A 16121-nucleotide genomic window follows, 5' to 3' on the forward strand; every position below is an offset into this window, starting at 1 on the left:
TTGTTCAATACGGATTTTTTCATTGTGAGACTTTCGCTCATCGTAGTTTGTAATGAATTGATAGAGTTAGAAATTGAGTTTATTCTCATCTTGTTCGCCGCTCTTGGCTATATCCTCCTTTTGTAATTTCCAAAATAAAAAAGAGCCAATAGGATAGCCCCTAAGAATGGAATCAAAAAGTTGCTCTATCTTTTTTCATCGGCTTTTTTGAGCCACACGTATTCACGCTGAATGTCAGGCAAAAAATAACGAACATTCAATTCATCTACCACTTCTTTAATGCTCTTATCTAAAAACATACTCATGAGAATCTCCTTGTTTTTATTTAGGCTGTATTATAATCAAATATTAAATTGAGCCAACTTAATTTAAGATTTTTTCCACGCGCTTTTGGATCACTTCTAAAACCAAGCAAAAAAGCCAGTAAATCAAAGCGGCTTCCAAATAAATAGGCAGAAAGTCATAGCTGGCGTTCGCTTTTTGCTGTGCGATTCTAAAAACCTCTGCGATAGTTACCACAGAAGCTAAAGAAGTTTCTTTAAAAAGGCTGATGAAAGTGTTACTCAGGCTTGGCGTGGCGACTTTGAGCGCTTGAAAAAAGATGACATGCCAAAAGGTTTGCAAGTAATTCAAACCCAAACTCAAGCTTGAATTCCATTGATCTTTAGGGACAGAAAGAAAGCTCGCCCTTAAAGTCTCTGAAGCGTATGCCCCCACATTAAAAGAAAACGCAATAATGCCTGCCGGGATTGGATCCATATAAACCCCAAGGGCGGGCAAACCATAAAACACCACCACGATTTGGACCAATAAAGGCGTGCCTCTAATGAGCGAGACATAGAAATTCACGCCCGCTAATAAAGCCTTATGAATGAAACGTTTAGGGGGCGCGATTTTAATGAGAGCCACCACAATAGCAATCAATAAGCCTAAAATAAAAGAAATGATCGCTAAAGGCAAAGAAATGCAAAAAGCGGCTTTTAGCATGGGGTAGAAAGCCTCTAATAGTAATTCCAAACGCTCCTTGTTCAAATCTAAAGATTCAAAAAACAAAGACAGATTATGGTTGGCTGACATCTTTTCCAAAAAATTGTTCGCCTAAGCGTTTTAAAACCCCTTTATTGATCAATCTTTGCATCGCCTGGTTGATAAGCTCTAAGGCTTTTTCTTGGTGCTTGTTAATAACAAAGGAAGCGCTCCCATCTTTTTCTTGGGACTCCCATGCGATTTTAAAGGGGTTGTTTTTATGAGTGTTTAGGTAGTTTAAGATTGCTAAAGAACTATTTAAGGTCAAATCGGCTCGTTTTTGCGCCACCAACAACAAAGCTTACGCCATAGAATCCACCGAAACGATTTGAGCGTCGTATTTAAAAGCGATTTCCCCATAAGTGGAGCTTAAAGTGTTAGCCGCTCTCAAACCCTTGATGTCTTTAATGTCTTTAATGCGGTTTTCATCTTTTCTAACGAGCATGATCGTGCCTGAATAGCTATAAGGCAAGCTTTTATCAAAAGCCGCTTGGCGTTTTTTAGTCGTCAAACTCACTTGATTAGCGACCATATCAAAACGCCCCGATTTCAAACCTGTCAGCATAATATCCCATGAAGTTTCATGGAATTTGATTTTCACGCCAAGCTCTTTAGCCAACTCCCTAGCCACTTCCACATCATAGCCGGTGAGCTTGCCTTCTTTATTATGGTAAGTGAAAGGGGGGTAAATGCCTTCTGTGCCAACGCTGATCGTTTCTTTATTGATAAGTTTTTCATACAGGCTAGAAGCGTTCAAAAAACCCCCAAAAAAGCTTATTACTAATAAAAATAAAACTTTTTTCATTTTATATTTTAATCCTAAATTTTTTCAAGCATTCTAACACAAAATAAAAATTTTGCATGGTTTGATTTTAAATATAGACACGCTCCAAGCGTTTGGACAAAGTGCTGATGGTTTCATAAGCAATGGTGTTTAAAAGCGTGGCGATTTCGCTTGCGTCATTAGCATTAGCGCTTTTATCCCCAAACAAGATGACCTCATCGCCCTCTTTGGCTTGAATATTATTGAGTTTGACAAAGCACTGATCCATGCACACCTTGCCAATCAGGGGGGCTAGTTGGTTATTGATCGCTACTTGAATGCGATTGCCTAAAGTGCGCATTAACCCGTCCGCATACCCTAGTGCTAAAACGCCCACTAAAGTCTCTTCATTGGTATAAAAATGCTCGCCATAGCCAATAAATTCGCCTTTTTTAACGCTTCTGATTTGAACGATTTGCGCTTTCAGGCTGATAACATTTTTCAAGATGGTTGGGCATGATTCTTTCATTTCATTAGAGGGGTAAAAACCATAGAGCATGATCCCTGGGCGATAGAGGTTTAACAAACGATTTTCATTCCCATTACACAAAGAAAGGATGCCGGCGGAATTATAAGCATGGCGGTATTGGAACTCTATTTTTTGATCCAAAAGCTGCTCTAAAAAAGCGTTAAAGGCTTTCATTTGGTTTTTAGCATGGGTTTTAATCTTAGCATCAGCGTTGCTTAAATGCGTGAATATCCCCTCTATTTCCAAACCTTTTAAAGCGCGGATTTTTTTAATGGTTTCTATGCTTTTAAAATTAGGCTCTAAGCCCAAGCGGTGCATGCCAGTATCAATTTTGAGATGCACTTTTAAGCGTTTTTGAGATTTTAAAGCCATTTGGGAAAAAACTTCCGCTTGTTCAAGGCTAAAAACCATAGCGCTCAAATCGTTATCAATCAGCATGGAAGCGTTAGAATTAGGGCTATAGCCTAAGATCAAAATGGGGGTTTTAGGGAAATGAGAGCGCAACTCTAAAGCTTCATCTAAGGCCGCTACCCCTAAATAATTAGCCCCTTCTTGTAAGAAAATTTCGCTCGCTTTTATTGCCCCTGCCCCATAAGCGTTCGCCTTAACAACCGCCATGATGTGGGCGTCTTTAGGGACAATGCTTTTGACTGCATTAAAATTATGCCTTAAAGAAGCGGTATTCACTTCTACAAAACTCGCCCTTTTTAACATGCCATCTTACTTGTTAGAATGCTTGCTAAAATACCAACGAGTTTCAGAATAAACCACTTTATGCAATAAAATCAAAGCGATTAAATTAGGGATAGCCATAAGCCCGTTAGAAAGATCCGCTAAATTCCACACAAAATCAATTTTAGCCATAGCCCCCACCATCACGCTCGCTAAAAAGATCAAGCGGTAATATTTCACTTTTTTTTCACCAAAGGCGTATTCAGTGCATTTTTCCCCATAATAAGCCCAACCAATAATCGTAGAGTAGGCAAAAAAGATCATGGTTGTAAAAATCACCACCGCCCCTAACGAGCCTAGAAAATACTCCGTGCTTTTTAGAGTGAGCAAATTAGCGCTTAATTTTTCCCCATTAGGGAGCAAGGTGTTGTATTCTGGAGCCATTAAAATCACGCTCGCTGTTGCCGAACACACTATTAAAGTTACAATAAAGGTTTGGAGCATGGACACTAAGGCTTGACGCACCGGGTGGCGCGTTTGAGCGCTCGCGGCAATAATGGCTGAGCTCCCTAACCCCGCTTCATTAGAATACAACCCCCTAGCCACGCCCGTTTTTATCATCGTTGCTACCAACGCGCCGCTCGCTCCGCCCACAACGGGTTTAGGGTTAAAGGCTTCTTCAAAAATGAGTTTGATCGCTTGAAGGGTTAAATCAAAATGGCTAACAATAATATAAATGATAGCGATCAAATATAAAAGCACCATAATAGGAGCTAAGTAGGAAGTGAATTTACCAATGGATTTAATCCCCCCTATGACAATAACAGCGGTTAAAAGAGTGAGCAATAAGCCTGAAACCCAAGTAGGCAGGTTCGCTTGTTCGCTCAAAATGGAAGAAACCGCATTGGATTGCGTCATGTTACCGGTACCAATGCTCGCAATAATCGTAAAAATCGCAAACGCCATGGCGAGTTTGGGCATGTTAAGGCCGTTTTTGATGTAATACATGGGCCCTCCGTTGTATCCAAACGCCCCTTTTTCCCTGTATTTCACCGCTAAAATCCCCTCAGAATATTTAGTCGCCATGCCAACAAGCCCAGTAACCCACATCCAAAACACGGCTCCTGGCCCTGCGATGCTGATAGCGGTCGCTACGCCTACGATACTCCCAATGCCTACGGTTGCTCCTAAAGAAAGCATGAGAGCGGAAAATTGCGAAATATCGCCCTTAGATTGGGACTCTTTGTCAAAAAGGATTTTGATCGCATAAAAAATCTTACTGAATTGCAAACCCCTAAGATAGAAGGTTAAAAACAAACCGGTGCCTACCAATAAAATTTGCATGGGAATCCCCCACACCAAATTAGATAATAAACGCACCACCGAATCAATCGTTTCCATAAAAACTCCTCAATAAACTAGGGTTTAAAAAAGAAATTCCTTAGTCCCTAAAAAATGCAGAAAAAAGCATAATATCGGCATTTTTTTCATTCGCTCCGTCTTGGCTCAAATTGGCGATGATTTTACCAATGGCCGGGCCAAAAGTGATGCCAAGCCACCCCAGCCCTGTCGCATGGATTAAGTTTTTATAGCGTTTGTCATAGCCCAAATAAGGAATATCATTAGGGGTTAAGGGCCTAAAACCGCACCACTCTATGGCGTCTTTCATTTCAAAAGGCTGCGTGAAAGCGGCTAAATTCTTTTTCATGTTAGCGATTTGCTCTTTATCAATGAGGGCGTTGTTGGTGTTTAATTCTAGTTTAGAAGTGATCCTTACAGTGTCTCTTCGTGGGGTCATTGCCATGAAAATATCCGCAAATAAAGAAGAAGTCTTGGGCTTTAATTCTTCAGGCATTTTAAAAGTGATGCTATAGCCTTTAGCCCCCATCATTAAAAAATCGTTCTTGGTTTTTTTAATGAGAGTGGGGTTAGCCCCAGTGGCTAGAATGATTGTTTCTGCTTGGATTTTTTCCTTATGCGTGATAACGCCATCAATAAGGTTGTTTTTAAACTCAAAATCAATGACTTCTTCGTTATAGAGGAACTCCACGCCAACATTTTGTAGATATTCTTGTAAAGAGCGCACCACTTCGCCCGGATCCACATGCGCGTTTTCGGTCAAAAGCACGCTCCCACAGATATTGTCATTAGCAACAGGCATGTATTCTTTGGTTTCTTTCACATTCAAAATCTTATAAGCGCCGCTGTTATCGCAAGTTTTAAGCTTTTTTTCAAAACTTTCTTCTAAAGTGTAGATCATTAAAAGCCCGTCTTCTTTATACCAAAAGTCCATGCCGTCTTTTAACATTTGATGATACATATCAATACTCAGCCACCCGTAGCGTTCAAACAACGCCATGGTGCGGTGCGTGGATTTGGCGTTCGCGCTTGTCATAAACTTTAAAATCCATTGATAGAGCTTTAAATTAAGCCCAAAGTGGAATTTTAAAGGGGCTTGGTTTTTGAGCATGAGCTTTAGGGTGTCTAACACCACACCCGGGCATGAGAGCGGGGCTTTTTTAAACGCAGAAATAAGCCCAGCATTCCCAAAAGAAGTGCCATTCGTGCCATCGCTTTTTTCAATCACGCAAACCTTATGCCCTAACTTGTGCATAGAATACGCACAAGAAAGCCCTACAATCCCACCGCCGATTACCACGACTTCTTTTTTCATGCTGATAGTCCCTTTAATAAGATCACTTAATGGCTATCGCTTCAATTTCTACTAAAGCGTCTTTAGGCAGTTTGGCCACTTGAAAGGTCGCTCTGGCCGGATAAGGCTCTGTAAAATAACTCCCATAGATTCCATTCACCACCGCAAAATCGTCTAAACTTTTCAATAAAATAGTCGTTTTAACCACGCTATCCATCCCTAACCCTGCTTCTTTTAAAATCGCTTTGATATTTTCCATGGATTGCGTGGTTTGAGAATGAATATCCGTGCCTTTAAATTCGCCGGTGCTTACATCAATGCCTAATTGCCCAGAGACAAAAACAAGATCGTTAGTAGCGATAGCTTGAGAGTAAGGGCCTATAGCCTTTGGGGCTAGCGTTGAATGGATGACTTCTTTCATGATTGAAACTCCTATGATTATGTGTTATGTCAGCTATTATTATGCAATCAAATTAAAAAGAAGTAAAAAATGAGTGCAAAACGCCATGAATTTTCATCTTATTATAAGGTATTGTATATTTTTTACCCATATTTAGAAACTCTTGAACGGGTTTTGTTTGAATGGAAACTCAAAACATTCATTGTTCATTTTTTAAATAAAAGGGATTTTGGCTGTTTTGATTGGTTTTAAAATCAGTTTTGAAATTTTTCATAAGCCCTTGACTTTTATTATTGAGTTTAGATACAATGACAATCGTCTTTTTGAATAAAGAGTGCGGGAATAGCTCAGTGGTAGAGCACGACCTTGCCAAGGTCGGGGCCGCGGGTTCGATCCCCGTTTCCCGCTCCATATTTTGATTTAACTTCTAGAGCATGGTTTCTATTTAGTTTGCCCAGGTGGTGGAATTGGTAGACACAAGGGACTTAAAATCCCTCGGTAGCAATACCGTGCCGGTTCAAGTCCGGCTTTGGGCACCATTTTTGAGTGCGATTTGATTTTATTTTTTGAATACGCTAGTGTTAAAATTTAAGGCGACATAGCCAAGTGGTAAGGCATGAGTCTGCAAAACTTTGATTCCCCGGTTCGAATCCGGGTGTCGCCTCCATTTATTGTAGTCATTTAGGGACTTTTGCAAGGGACTTTTATGAAAATAGCGGGAGATGGCTGAGTGGTTGAAAGCGGCGGTCTTGAAAACCGTTGAGGGTCATACCTCCGGGGGTTCGAATCCCTCTCTCCCGGCCACTTGATTAAAATCTTTTAAGCGATTTGTTTTGGCAAATTCATCTCTTCTTTTAACAAAGAATTTTGTGAATATTGATTGTCTCTTTTAATTGAAATTTAAGGATTAGTTTAAAGGATTTTATTCGGTGGGATTATCAGCATCAAGCCTTATTGTTCCTCTTAGCGTTATTTTAATGGTGGTTTTTACTAAAAGAGTCGTGCTCTCGTTGTTTGTGGGCATTTTAGTGAGCGCTGTTTTAATGCATTCGTTACACCTTTCCCAACTCGTAGAATATATTTATCATAAAATCACTTCCGTTTTTTACACTTACGAGCCAGAAAAAGGGCTTCATTTCAATCTTTCCAACCTTTATGTTTTTGGGTTTTTAATCTTTTTAGGCGTCTTAAGCCAGGTGATTTTAAAATCCGGTAGCGTGCAGAACTTTGTCAAAAAAGCTAAAAAATACTCAAAAAACGCCAAAACCCCCGAATTTATCGCCTTTTTTTCAGGCATCATTATTTTTGTAGATGATTATTTTAACGCCCTAACCGTGGGGCAAATCTCAAAGTCTTTAAACGACGCTCATAACTCCACACGAGAGCGCTTGGCTTATATTATAGACTCCACTTCAGCGCCGGTGTGCTTGCTAGTCCCCATTTCTAGCTGGGGGGCGTATATTATGGGGATCATGAATAACGACAGCTCGCCCTTATTAAAAGATAGTTTTTCGGTGCTTGTGCAAAGCTTAAGCAGTAATTATTATGCGATTTTTGCACTCATTGCAGTCTTTCTCACCATTTTATGGCAAATCAACCTCCCTAGCATGAGAAAGTATCAAAACATAGGCGTGAAGGATTTTTATAACGAACAAGAAGAAAGTTCTTCAAAACTGGCCCCCTTGAGTTTATTACCCCTTTCTATTTTATTATTGATTGTGTCCATTTCATCATTGATTTTTTATACAGGAGTGGTCTTAAAAAACACTGATGCGAGTTTTTCGCTCTTTTATGGGGGGCTGTTTTCGCTCATTGTTACTTATCTTTTAGCTTATAAGTTTTTAGAAAAAGGGAGCTTTTTTAAACTCGTGTTGGATGGCTTTAAGAGTGTGGGGCCAGCGATACTAGTCTTAACGCTCGCTTGGGCTATCGGGCCTGTGATTAGAGATGACGCTCAAACAGGGCTTTACTTGGCCCACATCAGCAAGGGGTTTTTAAATAATGGGGGAGGCGTGTATATGCCTTTAATCTTTTTTTTAATCTCTGGGTTTATCGCTTTTTCTACCGGCACAAGTTGGGGAGCGTTTGCGATCATGCTGCCCATTGGAGCGGGCATGGCCAATGAAAGCGATATTATTTTGATTGTTTCAGCGATCCTCTCAGGCGCGGTTTATGGCGATCACACAAGCCCCATTTCTGACACGACTATACTATCGGCTGCAGGGGCTGGGTGTTCGGTGCAAAGCCATTTCATCACGCAACTCCCTTATGCGACTATTGCGATGCTTTGCAGCGCGGTGAGTTTGGGGGTGGCAAGTTTTATGCATTCGCGCTCGCTCGCTCTTTTAATCGGTGTGGCTTTGCTTGTGGGGGTGTTTTATCTTTTAAAAAGGTTGTATGGTGAAAACTAAAAACTTAAATTGGGTATTGACCTAAAAATTTAAAAATCCCATTTTTTAAAATTAAAATAAGGTTTTAGCGATCCCTATTGGATTAAAAAAAGAGTCTTATCTCATTATCAATCAATTTAAAAAAGTTATTCAAAAATAACTATACAATTATAAAAATCTTCACAAATCTCTAAATCGTAACGCTTTTTTAAAAAATACATTTTTTTAATTTTTTAATCAACCATTAAGGTGTTTTAGGTTAAATTTCCTTATCTGTTAAACATACGGATAATGTTATATCTTAAGGAAAGAAAATGGGGTTAGGACACTAATAAGTTTAGGGATTTTTTTAAGCGTTTTGAATGGCGATGATCTGAAGTTGTATTCAAAACCTTTGGTCTATTCGGCTGGAAGTGGGATGATTGGGATTGATATTGACAAACGGACATTTTATAAGCGAGCGTTCGCTTTTACGATGAAATCGTTGTTCGGTGAAAACTTGCTTCTGTTTGTCAAATTAAAGCATTCTGCGTTGACGAGCAAACACATGAAAGGGCCTTTAGAAAACCGCCATCATCATTCTTTCACTAAAAATTATGAAAAAGCGGTTAATGGTTGTCAAAAGTATTTCCATATCAAATTGCCTGAAGGCGCTCCTAGCAACTTCAAATCAGGTTCATACATGGCCACTATGGTGGTGCGTTTTTAAAGCGTTATTTGGGGTATTCTTTAATACCCTTATCATCTTTTAAAATATCATCTTTCAAAAGCACAAATTTATTTTTTAGCCCTTTTTTAAATCTTCTTAAAACTCTTTTTGTTGTATTGATTGAGCAAAGTATTTTTAAAATACGGATAAAATTCATAAAAAACTTAAAAATAAAAAGGCTCTGTTTTCATCAAAATGGGTTACTAAAACTTTTTATGGTGGGTTATAGCGTATTTTTGGCTTTAATTGTTTCTTTTTAGGATTAGTTTAGGTTTAAAAAGCATCACTCTCTTTCCTCTTATCATTTGGCGCTAAAAGCGACTCAATTAGCCCATTCCTTGATGATTAATTTCTTTGTAACCATCTAATCTGCCCTAAAGTTGAAGCAAAACAAACCCCCTACAAAAACGCTTCTAACTTATAAGCTTTTTTATGCTCTTGTTTCAAATCCATGTAAGCGTTTAAAAGCATGTATTCTTCAAAGGATAAAACCGCTAGATGCTCCTTAGCGAGATCGTTCATTTCTAATTCTAACAACACGAATAGAAAGGCTTTTTGCGCCTTATCGTCTTCTTGGCTTAAAATCTCAAAAAATTGGAACCATTGATCAGGGACAAGAAATTTTTGCGCTTTTTGCGCGAGCTGTAAATAATCGTTCTTGTCATAACCCACCCTTTTGCAAAGCTCTGAAATCTTTAAAGTGTCCGTGTTTAAAGATTTTTCAAAAAAGGCTTTTAAAAAAGATTTCACGCACTCTTTATCCAAGTTATCTTGCATCGCATTCAAAGCCTTCAAAACCTCTTTTTTGCTGCCTTTTTGGGCAATTTCTATAAAAGCGTAGCGGCGTAATTCCAAAGGGATTTGCGCGTTTGTTAAAACTTCAAAGGCGTTTTTCAAATCGTTATGGATGAAAGCCTTCAAGCGTTTAGAAAAATAAGCATGCTCATAGGCCAGAGAGTGCTTAGCGTGATCTTTAGGCTCAAGAGTGTTATTTTCTATATTGTGGTAATGCTTAAAAAGGTTATCCACTTTTTCGCACCCGCTATTTGGCGTGTTTAAATCAGCCTTTAAATCATAGCGGGCTAAAATTTGAGAGAGGTTTTTAGCGAGATCGCTTTTAAATTTCGTTTTTAAAAAAGTCTTTTGAGTGTCTTGGGATAGGATTTGTTTGAGCAATTTGTCAAAATCCCTTTTTTCGTGGTATAAGCGGATTTTGTGGCTGAGATTGTGTTTGAATAAAAAAACCCATGAAAAAAAAGCGAACATGCCTAAAACGCCCATAAGCCATACCGCAATGGGAAGATTAAAGCTGTAACTCCCTAAATTGAAGGCGTAAGCTTGTGGATCAATACTATAAACAAACACGCCAAAACCCACAATGAACAAAAATGTAAAGATAATGTAAAAACGCATGCACGCCTCCTATTTATGGTATGGATGCTTAAAAATAATGCTTAAAGCCCTATAGATTTGCTCGCATAAGACAATTTTAGCCACTTCATGGCTAAAAGTCATCTCGCTCAAACTCCAAGCTTGACAATCTTTTAAAAAATTTTCTTCAAACCCATACGCTCCAGCGATAAAAAAATTAATATTAAGATGATTTTCTAACATTTTACTAAACGCAAAGCTATCGCCCCTTTGAGCTTTAGGGTGTAAAGCAATATTTTTTGCCTTAGGGTTTAAATACGGCTCAAAGGCTAGAGAGTAGCTTTTTTGAGCGAGTTCTTTAGAAACTTTTTGAGCGTTGGCGGTATTTTTAGGGAACAAATCCACTAATTCCAACTCGCAATCAAACTGCCTGCATTGCTTTTGATAGATTTTCACTAACTCTAGGGGCGAACTTTTAGCGATAGAATACACCACGCAACGCATCAATGTTAAAACTTTAAAAAATCTTTGAAGTCTTATGCGTCATCATAGCGATGAGATCGCTCAAAGTTTTTTTCAAATCCTTCCTATGCACAATCATATCAATCAAGCCATGCTCTAATAAAAATTCCGCCGTTTGAAAGCCCTCAGGCAAATCCGCCCCTATGGTTTGTTTAATCACCCTAGGCCCTGCAAAACCTATCATCGCCCCAGGCTCTGCGATAATGAGATCCCCTAAAAACGCAAAAGACGCGCTAACGCCCCCATAAGTGGGATCGCTTAAGAGCGAAATGAAAGGGAGTCTGGCCTCACTCAATCGGTTCAAAGCCGCACTCGTTTTAGCCATTTGCATGAGCGAATAAGTGGATTCTTGCATCCTAGCCCCCCCACTCGCTGAAACAATCAATAACGCTTCTCTTTTAGCGACCGCGCGATTGATCGCTCTTACGATCTTTTCGCCCTCCACAGAGCCTAAACTCCCCCCCATAAAGCTGAAATCAAACACCACGATCTGCAAAGGCATGCGGTTGATTTTAGCCTCACCGCTGATCACGGAGCTTGGGCGGTTAGTCCTTTTTTCGTATTTTTTAATGCGTTGTTTATAACTCTCTTTATCCACGAAATTTAAAGGATCATTAGGCCGTAAGTGCTTGTCAAACTCTTCAAAACTCCCCACATCGCATAAAAATTCAATCCTTTCAGTCGCATTCATGCGGAAATGGTAATGGCATTTCAAACACACGCTGTATTTACCAAACACTTCTTTATGATACATTAACGCATAACATTTAGGGCATTTCACCCAATGGCTTGGCTGTTCTTCCTTACTTGGTGCTGTCCGCAATTTATTGATCTTAAAATTTTTAAAGAAATCTGCAAATCCCATGTTTTTCCTTAATTTTGCAGTTTTATTAGGATTGTATCCAAGTTTTGCTTATAATAAAACAAAATTAGTTTAAGAGTAGCGATGCAAGGGTTTCTTTTACAAACACAAAGCATAAGAGATGAAGATTTGATTGTGCGCGTTTTAACCAAAAACCAGCTCAAAACCCTCTATCGTTTCTATGGCAAACGCCACAGCGTGCTGAATGTGGGGCGTAAAATTGATTTTGAAGAAGAAAACGATGATAAGTTTTTACCCAAATTAAGGAATATTTTGCATTTAGGCTATATTTGGGAAAGAGAAATGGAGCGCTTGTTTTTCTGGCAACGCTTTTGCACTCTTTTGTTCAAACATTTAGAGGGCGTGCATTCTTTGGATAGCATCTATTTTGACACTTTAGATGATGGGGCTAGCAAACTCTCCAAGCAGCACCCCTTAAGAGTGATTTTAGAAATGTATGCAACGCTTTTGAATTTTGAAGGGCGCTTGCAAAGTTATCATTCTTGTTTTTTATGCGATAAAAAATTAGAAAATTCTGTCGCTTTAGCGCAAGGGTTTATTTTAGCGCACCCCTCTTGTTTGAAAGCTAAAAGCCTGGATTTAGAAAAAATCCAAGCTTTTTTTCACACTCAAAGCACGATTGATTTAGAATTAGAAGAAGTGGAAGAATTATGGCGCACGCTGAATTTAGGGTTTTGAAAGGTTAAAAATGAAATTTAAATTTTTGAATATGGATAATGAGAGCGGTTTTATTTTGATTGAAAAAGAATTGAAACGATTGAAAATCACCGCTCAAGTCAAAGAAGATTGCATTGAATTAAAAGGCGATAATATCAAACAAGCGAAAGTTTATCTTCAAACGCTTTTTAACTCCAATATCGTGGAATTAGACGATCATCAAAAAAGTGCAAACGCTTTAATAGAGCGCTTGAAATCTTTAAATTTAAAAATTGCGGTGGCTGAAAGCTGCTCTGGGGGGTTATTATCGCATGCATTCACTTCCATTAGCGGGGCTTCAGCGGTTTTTATGGGGGGTGTTGTGTGTTATAGTGAAGAGGTTAAGCGTGAATTATTGAAAGTCAATGCCACGACTTTAAAAGTCTTTGGGGTTTATAGCGAAGAATGCGTGAAAGAAATGCTACTAGGCGTGTTTTTAAATTTTAAAGTGGATTTAGCGCTAGCGATCAGTGGGGTGGCTGGCCCTAATGGGGGGAACAAGGCTAATCCTGTAGGCACGATTTACATTGGTGCACAAAAGTTAGGATCTCAAGCTTTCATTGATCGCTGTTTTTTTGAAGGCAATAGAGAAAGCATTCAAAATAAAAGCGTAGAGCATGCCTTAAACATGCTCGCTAGAATGCTATAAAACTACCTTAAAGCGCAAACGCTACCAAATTCTTTTTGAGCGACCTTAGCGATGTAAGCGATTTCATTATCGTTAAGGTTTTCAACGCTCGCTTTTAAATACCTTTTGATTTGCTCAATCTGGCAACCCACTAGCTTGATTTTCACCACAGCTATCTCCGATTTTAAATTCGTGTAGGTGTAGGCTACTTGGATCTTAGTCGCTAGGTAGTTATAGATAGCGTAGCTGATATTCGTAGCCGTTTGCTCGGACTCGTGGAATTGCTCCATGAAGCGTTTTTTATACTTCAACATGATTTCATGAAAAACCACGATCAAGCTCAATTTAGCGTTTAAAGTCGCTTGCTCAATCCCTAAATATTTATTATTAACAGGGATATACGCCACGCCCATTTCTTCGTAGGGGACTTTAGGGTCTTCAAAAACCCAAGCAGGAGCATCAGACAATTCTGATTTCATGCCCTTTAAATCAGAGACTAAAATCCCATCATCTCTTAAAAGACTCTTAGCGCTTAATGAAACGCTTGAAAACACCCCTAAAAGAGCGATTAAAACCATTCTTTTAAACAAAATACCACTCCTTAAACTTTAATTTAGGTTTGATTATAGTTAAAAAGTTTTTGATTTTGTTTAATCACAACCAAGTAATTGCATCAACTTTTGATTTTCTTGATTTTTGGCTCGCTTCTGCCACCCTCTTACCCAAAGCGATCAAGCATGCGATTTTAGGCTTATTGATACGCTCTTCTAAAACTTCGCCCACTTTTAAAGGATCAAAACCTCCAATAATGCAACTATCCAATCCCATTAAGCTCACGCCCATGCAAATTTGCCCCACAGCGATATAGCATTGCTCTAAAATATAGCTTTCTAATCTTTGCATGCTGTGGTTGAATCTCACGCCAAGCATTTGAGCAAAAGAGGGGATCACTCTGACTTTATAAGACTCCGGGTAAAGGTTTTGCATGTAGTGGCCGTGTGGTAACAACTCGCTGGGTTTTAAAGAGCATACCACCATTAACGCTGAAGCGCTTTTAATCATTTCTTCATTAAAATAGCTGTGCGCTGCAATTTGTTTTTTTAAATCCTTATTAGTAACCATCACAAAATGCCATGGCTGCGTGTTGTAAGAGCTTGGCGATAGCCTGGCGATTTCAGCGATTTCTTCTAATTCTGTGCTAGAAAACTCATAATGGCTATCAAACATCTTGCAAGAATGGCGTTCGTTCAGTAATTGTCTTCTTTTTTCTTGATCCAAAAATTTCATGGATTTTCCTTTATTTTTTTAGAATTTTTTGTAGCATACAATAAAATCCCTAATGAAACAATTACCATAAATAAGCTTAAAATCTGCCCCATGCTCAAATTTAAAAAATAAACCCCCATTTGGCTATCCGGCTCTCTGTAAAACTCTGCAATAAAGCGCATCAAGGAATACCCCAAGCCATAAACCACAATGAGCAACCCATGCGTTTTGGTGTGTTTTTTAGCCCACATTACCATTAAAAACACGATAACCCCCTCTAAAAACGCTTCAATCAACTGGCTGGGATAACGCAATTGATTATCCACCATAATGCCTATGATTTGCCCTAAATGGCTGTCTTTGGGGACAACCCTCCCCACCAGCTCCTGGTTTAAAAAATTCCCAATCCTCCCAAAAACATACCCTAAAGGCAGGCTGATCGCAATCAAATCCAAATAAATCAAAAGCTTTTTCAAATCCTTACGGCTATAAAGATACGAAGCGATCAAAAACCCCACCAACCCCCCATGATAGCTCATCCCACGAATGCCTACAAAATTCCCATGGCTATCAAAAGGGTTAAAGATTTGCCAAAAATGCGTCAAATAATAGCCAGAATTAGGCTCATAAATAAGAATGTATCCTATCCTTGCCCCTAGCACAATGCCAAGCTCCGCCCATAGAAAATAACTCTCAAATTCCTTCCTTTCAATGGGGAATCGCTTGGGGTCTTTTTGGATCATTCTTAACGCCATGTAAAAAGCGGTAACAATCGCGCACGCATACGCCAAACCATACCAATGCACATCAATACCGCCAAGACTAAAAGCGATGGGGTTAAATCGTTCATAAATCGTATTCCAAGCGTTCATGCTCATCCTTAAATTTCAAATTCTTTAGGAGCGATCGCTTCAAATTCATACCCTAGCAGCGCGATTTTATGCGCATGGAGCATCAAGCGTTTGGCTGAACTTGGCTCGTTATTATAAAGCGTATCGCCTATAATGGGGTGGTTGATGTGCTTTAAATGGACTCTGATTTGGTGGGTTCTTCCGGTTTTGATCCCCACTTTTAAAAGGGTTTTTTTATTGATGATTTTTAAGGGCGTGATGATTGTAACCGCTTCTTGCCCTTTTTTAGAGATCTTGCTAAACGCTTTAGTGGTTTTAATCGTAAGAATGGGGGCGTTGATTTCTCGCTCTTCTTCTATGATGCCTTGAACGAGAGCTAAATACTCCTTTTTAACCGCCCTGTCTTTAAAAGCCTTTTTAGCTTTTAAATGGAACTCTGAATTTTCTTTCACCAATAAAATCACCCCGCTTGTTTCTTTATCCAAGCGGTGCAACAAAACCCAACCTTTGAAAAAAGAGACTAAATCATAGCTCTCTATAAAAGGAGGTTTAAAAAGAGCTAGAATGTTTTCATCTTCAAAAATCACGCTGGGTTTTTCAACCTTTTGGACGCTAAAGCACGTGTTTTTGGGCAATTCTTTTCTGGCGACCATCAATTTCTTCCCCCCTATGCTCACTAACCCCAAATCGATCAAAGCTTTAGCTTTTTTATGCGAAATGTTTTCTTGAACGCTCAATATTTTATAAGCTTTTTCCATGTTT

At 39.1% G+C, this 16121-nt stretch carries 17 protein-coding genes, 4 tRNA genes and 1 pseudogene; 8 read left to right on the top strand and 14 right to left on the bottom strand.

Translation table 11 applies throughout. The annotated features are described in order from the left end of the window. Window positions 1–363: 363 nt before the first annotated feature. From AYS37_RS04245 to AYS37_RS04270, 6 genes and pseudogenes are all read right to left on the bottom strand, one after another. Window positions 364–1077 (bottom strand): amino acid ABC transporter permease, encoded by a 714-nt coding sequence (locus tag AYS37_RS04245; protein WP_001275629.1) that lies wholly within the window; start codon window positions 1075–1077, stop codon window positions 364–366. Then, window positions 1061–1831: pseudogene (locus AYS37_RS04250) on the bottom strand (amino acid ABC transporter substrate-binding protein). Before AYS37_RS04250 ends, AYS37_RS04245 begins: the two are co-directional and overlap by 17 nt. 67 nt (window positions 1832–1898) lie before the next feature. Next, a complete protein-coding gene (gene alr, locus AYS37_RS04255; RefSeq protein ID WP_000917974.1) occupies window positions 1899–3032 on the bottom strand; it encodes an alanine racemase in 1134 nt (377 codons plus the stop codon). 6 nt (window positions 3033–3038) lie between these two features. After that, the gene (locus AYS37_RS04260) at window positions 3039–4391 is read right to left on the bottom strand and encodes an alanine/glycine:cation symporter family protein (protein ID WP_000447648.1); all 1353 of its coding nucleotides are present in this window, start codon (window positions 4389–4391) and stop codon (window positions 3039–3041) included. A gap of 40 nt (window positions 4392–4431) precedes the next feature. Continuing rightward, window positions 4432–5664, bottom strand: a complete 1233-nt coding sequence (locus tag AYS37_RS04265) for an NAD(P)/FAD-dependent oxidoreductase (protein WP_000712580.1) — start codon at window positions 5662–5664, stop codon at window positions 4432–4434. A gap of 22 nt (window positions 5665–5686) precedes the next feature. Then, the gene (locus AYS37_RS04270; RefSeq protein ID WP_000665826.1) at window positions 5687–6064 is read right to left on the bottom strand and encodes a RidA family protein; all 378 of its coding nucleotides are present in this window, start codon (window positions 6062–6064) and stop codon (window positions 5687–5689) included. A gap of 315 nt (window positions 6065–6379) precedes the next feature. Between AYS37_RS04270 and AYS37_RS04275 the strand changes: the two genes are divergently transcribed. The 6 genes from AYS37_RS04275 (at window position 6380) to AYS37_RS04300 (ending at window position 9142) form a co-directional block, all read left to right on the top strand. After that, a tRNA-Gly gene (locus AYS37_RS04275) sits at window positions 6380–6454 on the top strand. Between the two features lie 41 nt (window positions 6455–6495). After that, window positions 6496–6582 (top strand) — tRNA-Leu (locus AYS37_RS04280). A gap of 53 nt (window positions 6583–6635) precedes the next feature. After that, window positions 6636–6710: transfer RNA gene (locus AYS37_RS04285), tRNA-Cys, on the top strand. A 49-nt stretch (window positions 6711–6759) separates the two neighbouring features. Beyond that, a tRNA-Ser gene (locus AYS37_RS04290) sits at window positions 6760–6847 on the top strand. Between the two features lie 125 nt (window positions 6848–6972). Further along, complete coding sequence (locus tag AYS37_RS04295) at window positions 6973–8454, top strand: Na+/H+ antiporter NhaC family protein (protein WP_000524412.1); 1482 nt, start codon at window positions 6973–6975, stop codon at window positions 8452–8454. Window positions 8455–8776: 322 nt separating this feature from the next. Further along, on the top strand, window positions 8777–9142 hold the full coding sequence (locus tag AYS37_RS04300) for a hypothetical protein (protein WP_029699476.1): 366 nt from the start codon (window positions 8777–8779) through the stop codon (window positions 9140–9142). Window positions 9143–9146: 4 nt separating this feature from the next. On the opposite strand, the gene AYS37_RS09040 is transcribed toward AYS37_RS04300, so the two are convergent. The 4 genes from AYS37_RS09040 to accD all read right to left on the bottom strand — a co-directional run bounded on the left by AYS37_RS09040 (window position 9147) and on the right by accD (window position 11900). After that, window positions 9147–9299: a hypothetical protein gene (locus tag AYS37_RS09040; protein ID WP_001009385.1), complete on the bottom strand. Its 153-nt coding sequence runs from the start codon at window positions 9297–9299 to the stop codon at window positions 9147–9149. 242 nt (window positions 9300–9541) lie between these two features. Continuing rightward, on the bottom strand, window positions 9542–10555 hold the full coding sequence (locus AYS37_RS04305) for a LapA family protein (protein ID WP_001213493.1): 1014 nt from the start codon (window positions 10553–10555) through the stop codon (window positions 9542–9544). Window positions 10556–10564: 9 nt separating this feature from the next. Next, window positions 10565–11017, bottom strand: coding sequence for a 23S rRNA (pseudouridine(1915)-N(3))-methyltransferase RlmH (gene rlmH, locus AYS37_RS04310; protein WP_001203889.1), 453 nt, complete (start codon window positions 11015–11017; stop codon window positions 10565–10567). Between the two features lie 13 nt (window positions 11018–11030). Beyond that, on the bottom strand, window positions 11031–11900 hold the full coding sequence (gene accD / locus AYS37_RS04315) for an acetyl-CoA carboxylase, carboxyltransferase subunit beta (protein WP_000505043.1): 870 nt from the start codon (window positions 11898–11900) through the stop codon (window positions 11031–11033). Between the two features lie 81 nt (window positions 11901–11981). On the opposite strand from accD, the gene recO reads away from it, so the two are divergent. Together recO and AYS37_RS04325 are read left to right on the top strand one after the other, a co-directional pair. Next, complete coding sequence (recO, locus tag AYS37_RS04320; RefSeq protein WP_001161268.1) at window positions 11982–12596, top strand: recombination protein RecO; 615 nt, start codon at window positions 11982–11984, stop codon at window positions 12594–12596. A 10-nt stretch (window positions 12597–12606) separates the two neighbouring features. Further along, window positions 12607–13263 carry a CinA family protein gene (locus AYS37_RS04325; protein WP_000669214.1) on the top strand — a complete coding sequence of 219 codons (657 nt, stop codon included), beginning with the start codon at window positions 12607–12609 and terminating at the stop codon, window positions 13261–13263. A 2-nt stretch (window positions 13264–13265) separates the two neighbouring features. Here the strand turns inward: AYS37_RS04325 and AYS37_RS04330 are convergent, their stop codons facing one another. The 4 genes from AYS37_RS04330 to AYS37_RS04345 form a co-directional block, all read right to left on the bottom strand. Beyond that, window positions 13266–13832, bottom strand: coding sequence for a hypothetical protein (locus tag AYS37_RS04330; RefSeq protein ID WP_000476711.1), 567 nt, complete (start codon window positions 13830–13832; stop codon window positions 13266–13268). A gap of 64 nt (window positions 13833–13896) precedes the next feature. Continuing rightward, window positions 13897–14529: an oxygen-insensitive NAD(P)H-dependent oxidoreductase RdxA gene (gene rdxA, locus AYS37_RS04335; RefSeq protein WP_000670111.1), complete on the bottom strand. Its 633-nt coding sequence runs from the start codon at window positions 14527–14529 to the stop codon at window positions 13897–13899. After that, window positions 14526–15380 (bottom strand): prolipoprotein diacylglyceryl transferase, encoded by an 855-nt coding sequence (gene lgt, locus AYS37_RS04340; protein ID WP_000995117.1) that lies wholly within the window; start codon window positions 15378–15380, stop codon window positions 14526–14528. The genes rdxA and lgt overlap by 4 nt, the downstream gene beginning before the upstream one ends. Window positions 15381–15388: 8 nt before the next feature. After that, window positions 15389–16117, bottom strand: a complete 729-nt coding sequence (locus AYS37_RS04345) for an RluA family pseudouridine synthase (RefSeq protein WP_000409563.1) — start codon at window positions 16115–16117, stop codon at window positions 15389–15391. Window positions 16118–16121: the final 4 nt, after the last annotated feature.

Source organism: Helicobacter pylori NQ4053, assembly GCF_000274605.1.
In the GTDB taxonomy this organism is placed as follows: domain Bacteria; phylum Campylobacterota; class Campylobacteria; order Campylobacterales; family Helicobacteraceae; genus Helicobacter; species Helicobacter pylori_CV.

Excerpts from the sequence above, each read along its gene's own strand:
- AYS37_RS04245 (WP_001275629.1), bottom strand. The coding sequence starts at position 1,077 with ATGTCAGCCAACCATAATCTGTCTTTGTTTTTTGAATCTTTAGATTTG.
- alr (WP_000917974.1), bottom strand. The coding sequence starts at position 3,032 with ATGTTAAAAAGGGCGAGTTTTGTAGAAGTGAATACCGCTTCTTTAAGG.
- AYS37_RS04260 (WP_000447648.1), bottom strand. The coding sequence starts at position 4,391 with ATGGAAACGATTGATTCGGTGGTGCGTTTATTATCTAATTTGGTGTGG.
- AYS37_RS04265 (WP_000712580.1), bottom strand. The coding sequence starts at position 5,664 with ATGAAAAAAGAAGTCGTGGTAATCGGCGGTGGGATTGTAGGGCTTTCT.
- AYS37_RS04270 (WP_000665826.1), bottom strand. The coding sequence starts at position 6,064 with ATGAAAGAAGTCATCCATTCAACGCTAGCCCCAAAGGCTATAGGCCCT.
- AYS37_RS09040 (WP_001009385.1), bottom strand. The coding sequence starts at position 9,299 with ATGAATTTTATCCGTATTTTAAAAATACTTTGCTCAATCAATACAACA.
- AYS37_RS04305 (WP_001213493.1), bottom strand. The coding sequence starts at position 10,555 with ATGCGTTTTTACATTATCTTTACATTTTTGTTCATTGTGGGTTTTGGC.
- rlmH (WP_001203889.1), bottom strand. The coding sequence starts at position 11,017 with ATGCGTTGCGTGGTGTATTCTATCGCTAAAAGTTCGCCCCTAGAGTTA.
- accD (WP_000505043.1), bottom strand. The coding sequence starts at position 11,900 with ATGGGATTTGCAGATTTCTTTAAAAATTTTAAGATCAATAAATTGCGG.
- recO (WP_001161268.1), top strand. The coding sequence starts at position 11,982 with ATGCAAGGGTTTCTTTTACAAACACAAAGCATAAGAGATGAAGATTTG.
- AYS37_RS04325 (WP_000669214.1), top strand. The coding sequence starts at position 12,607 with ATGAAATTTAAATTTTTGAATATGGATAATGAGAGCGGTTTTATTTTG.
- rdxA (WP_000670111.1), bottom strand. The coding sequence starts at position 14,529 with ATGAAATTTTTGGATCAAGAAAAAAGAAGACAATTACTGAACGAACGC.
- lgt (WP_000995117.1), bottom strand. The coding sequence starts at position 15,380 with ATGAACGCTTGGAATACGATTTATGAACGATTTAACCCCATCGCTTTT.
- AYS37_RS04345 (WP_000409563.1), bottom strand. The coding sequence starts at position 16,117 with ATGGAAAAAGCTTATAAAATATTGAGCGTTCAAGAAAACATTTCGCAT.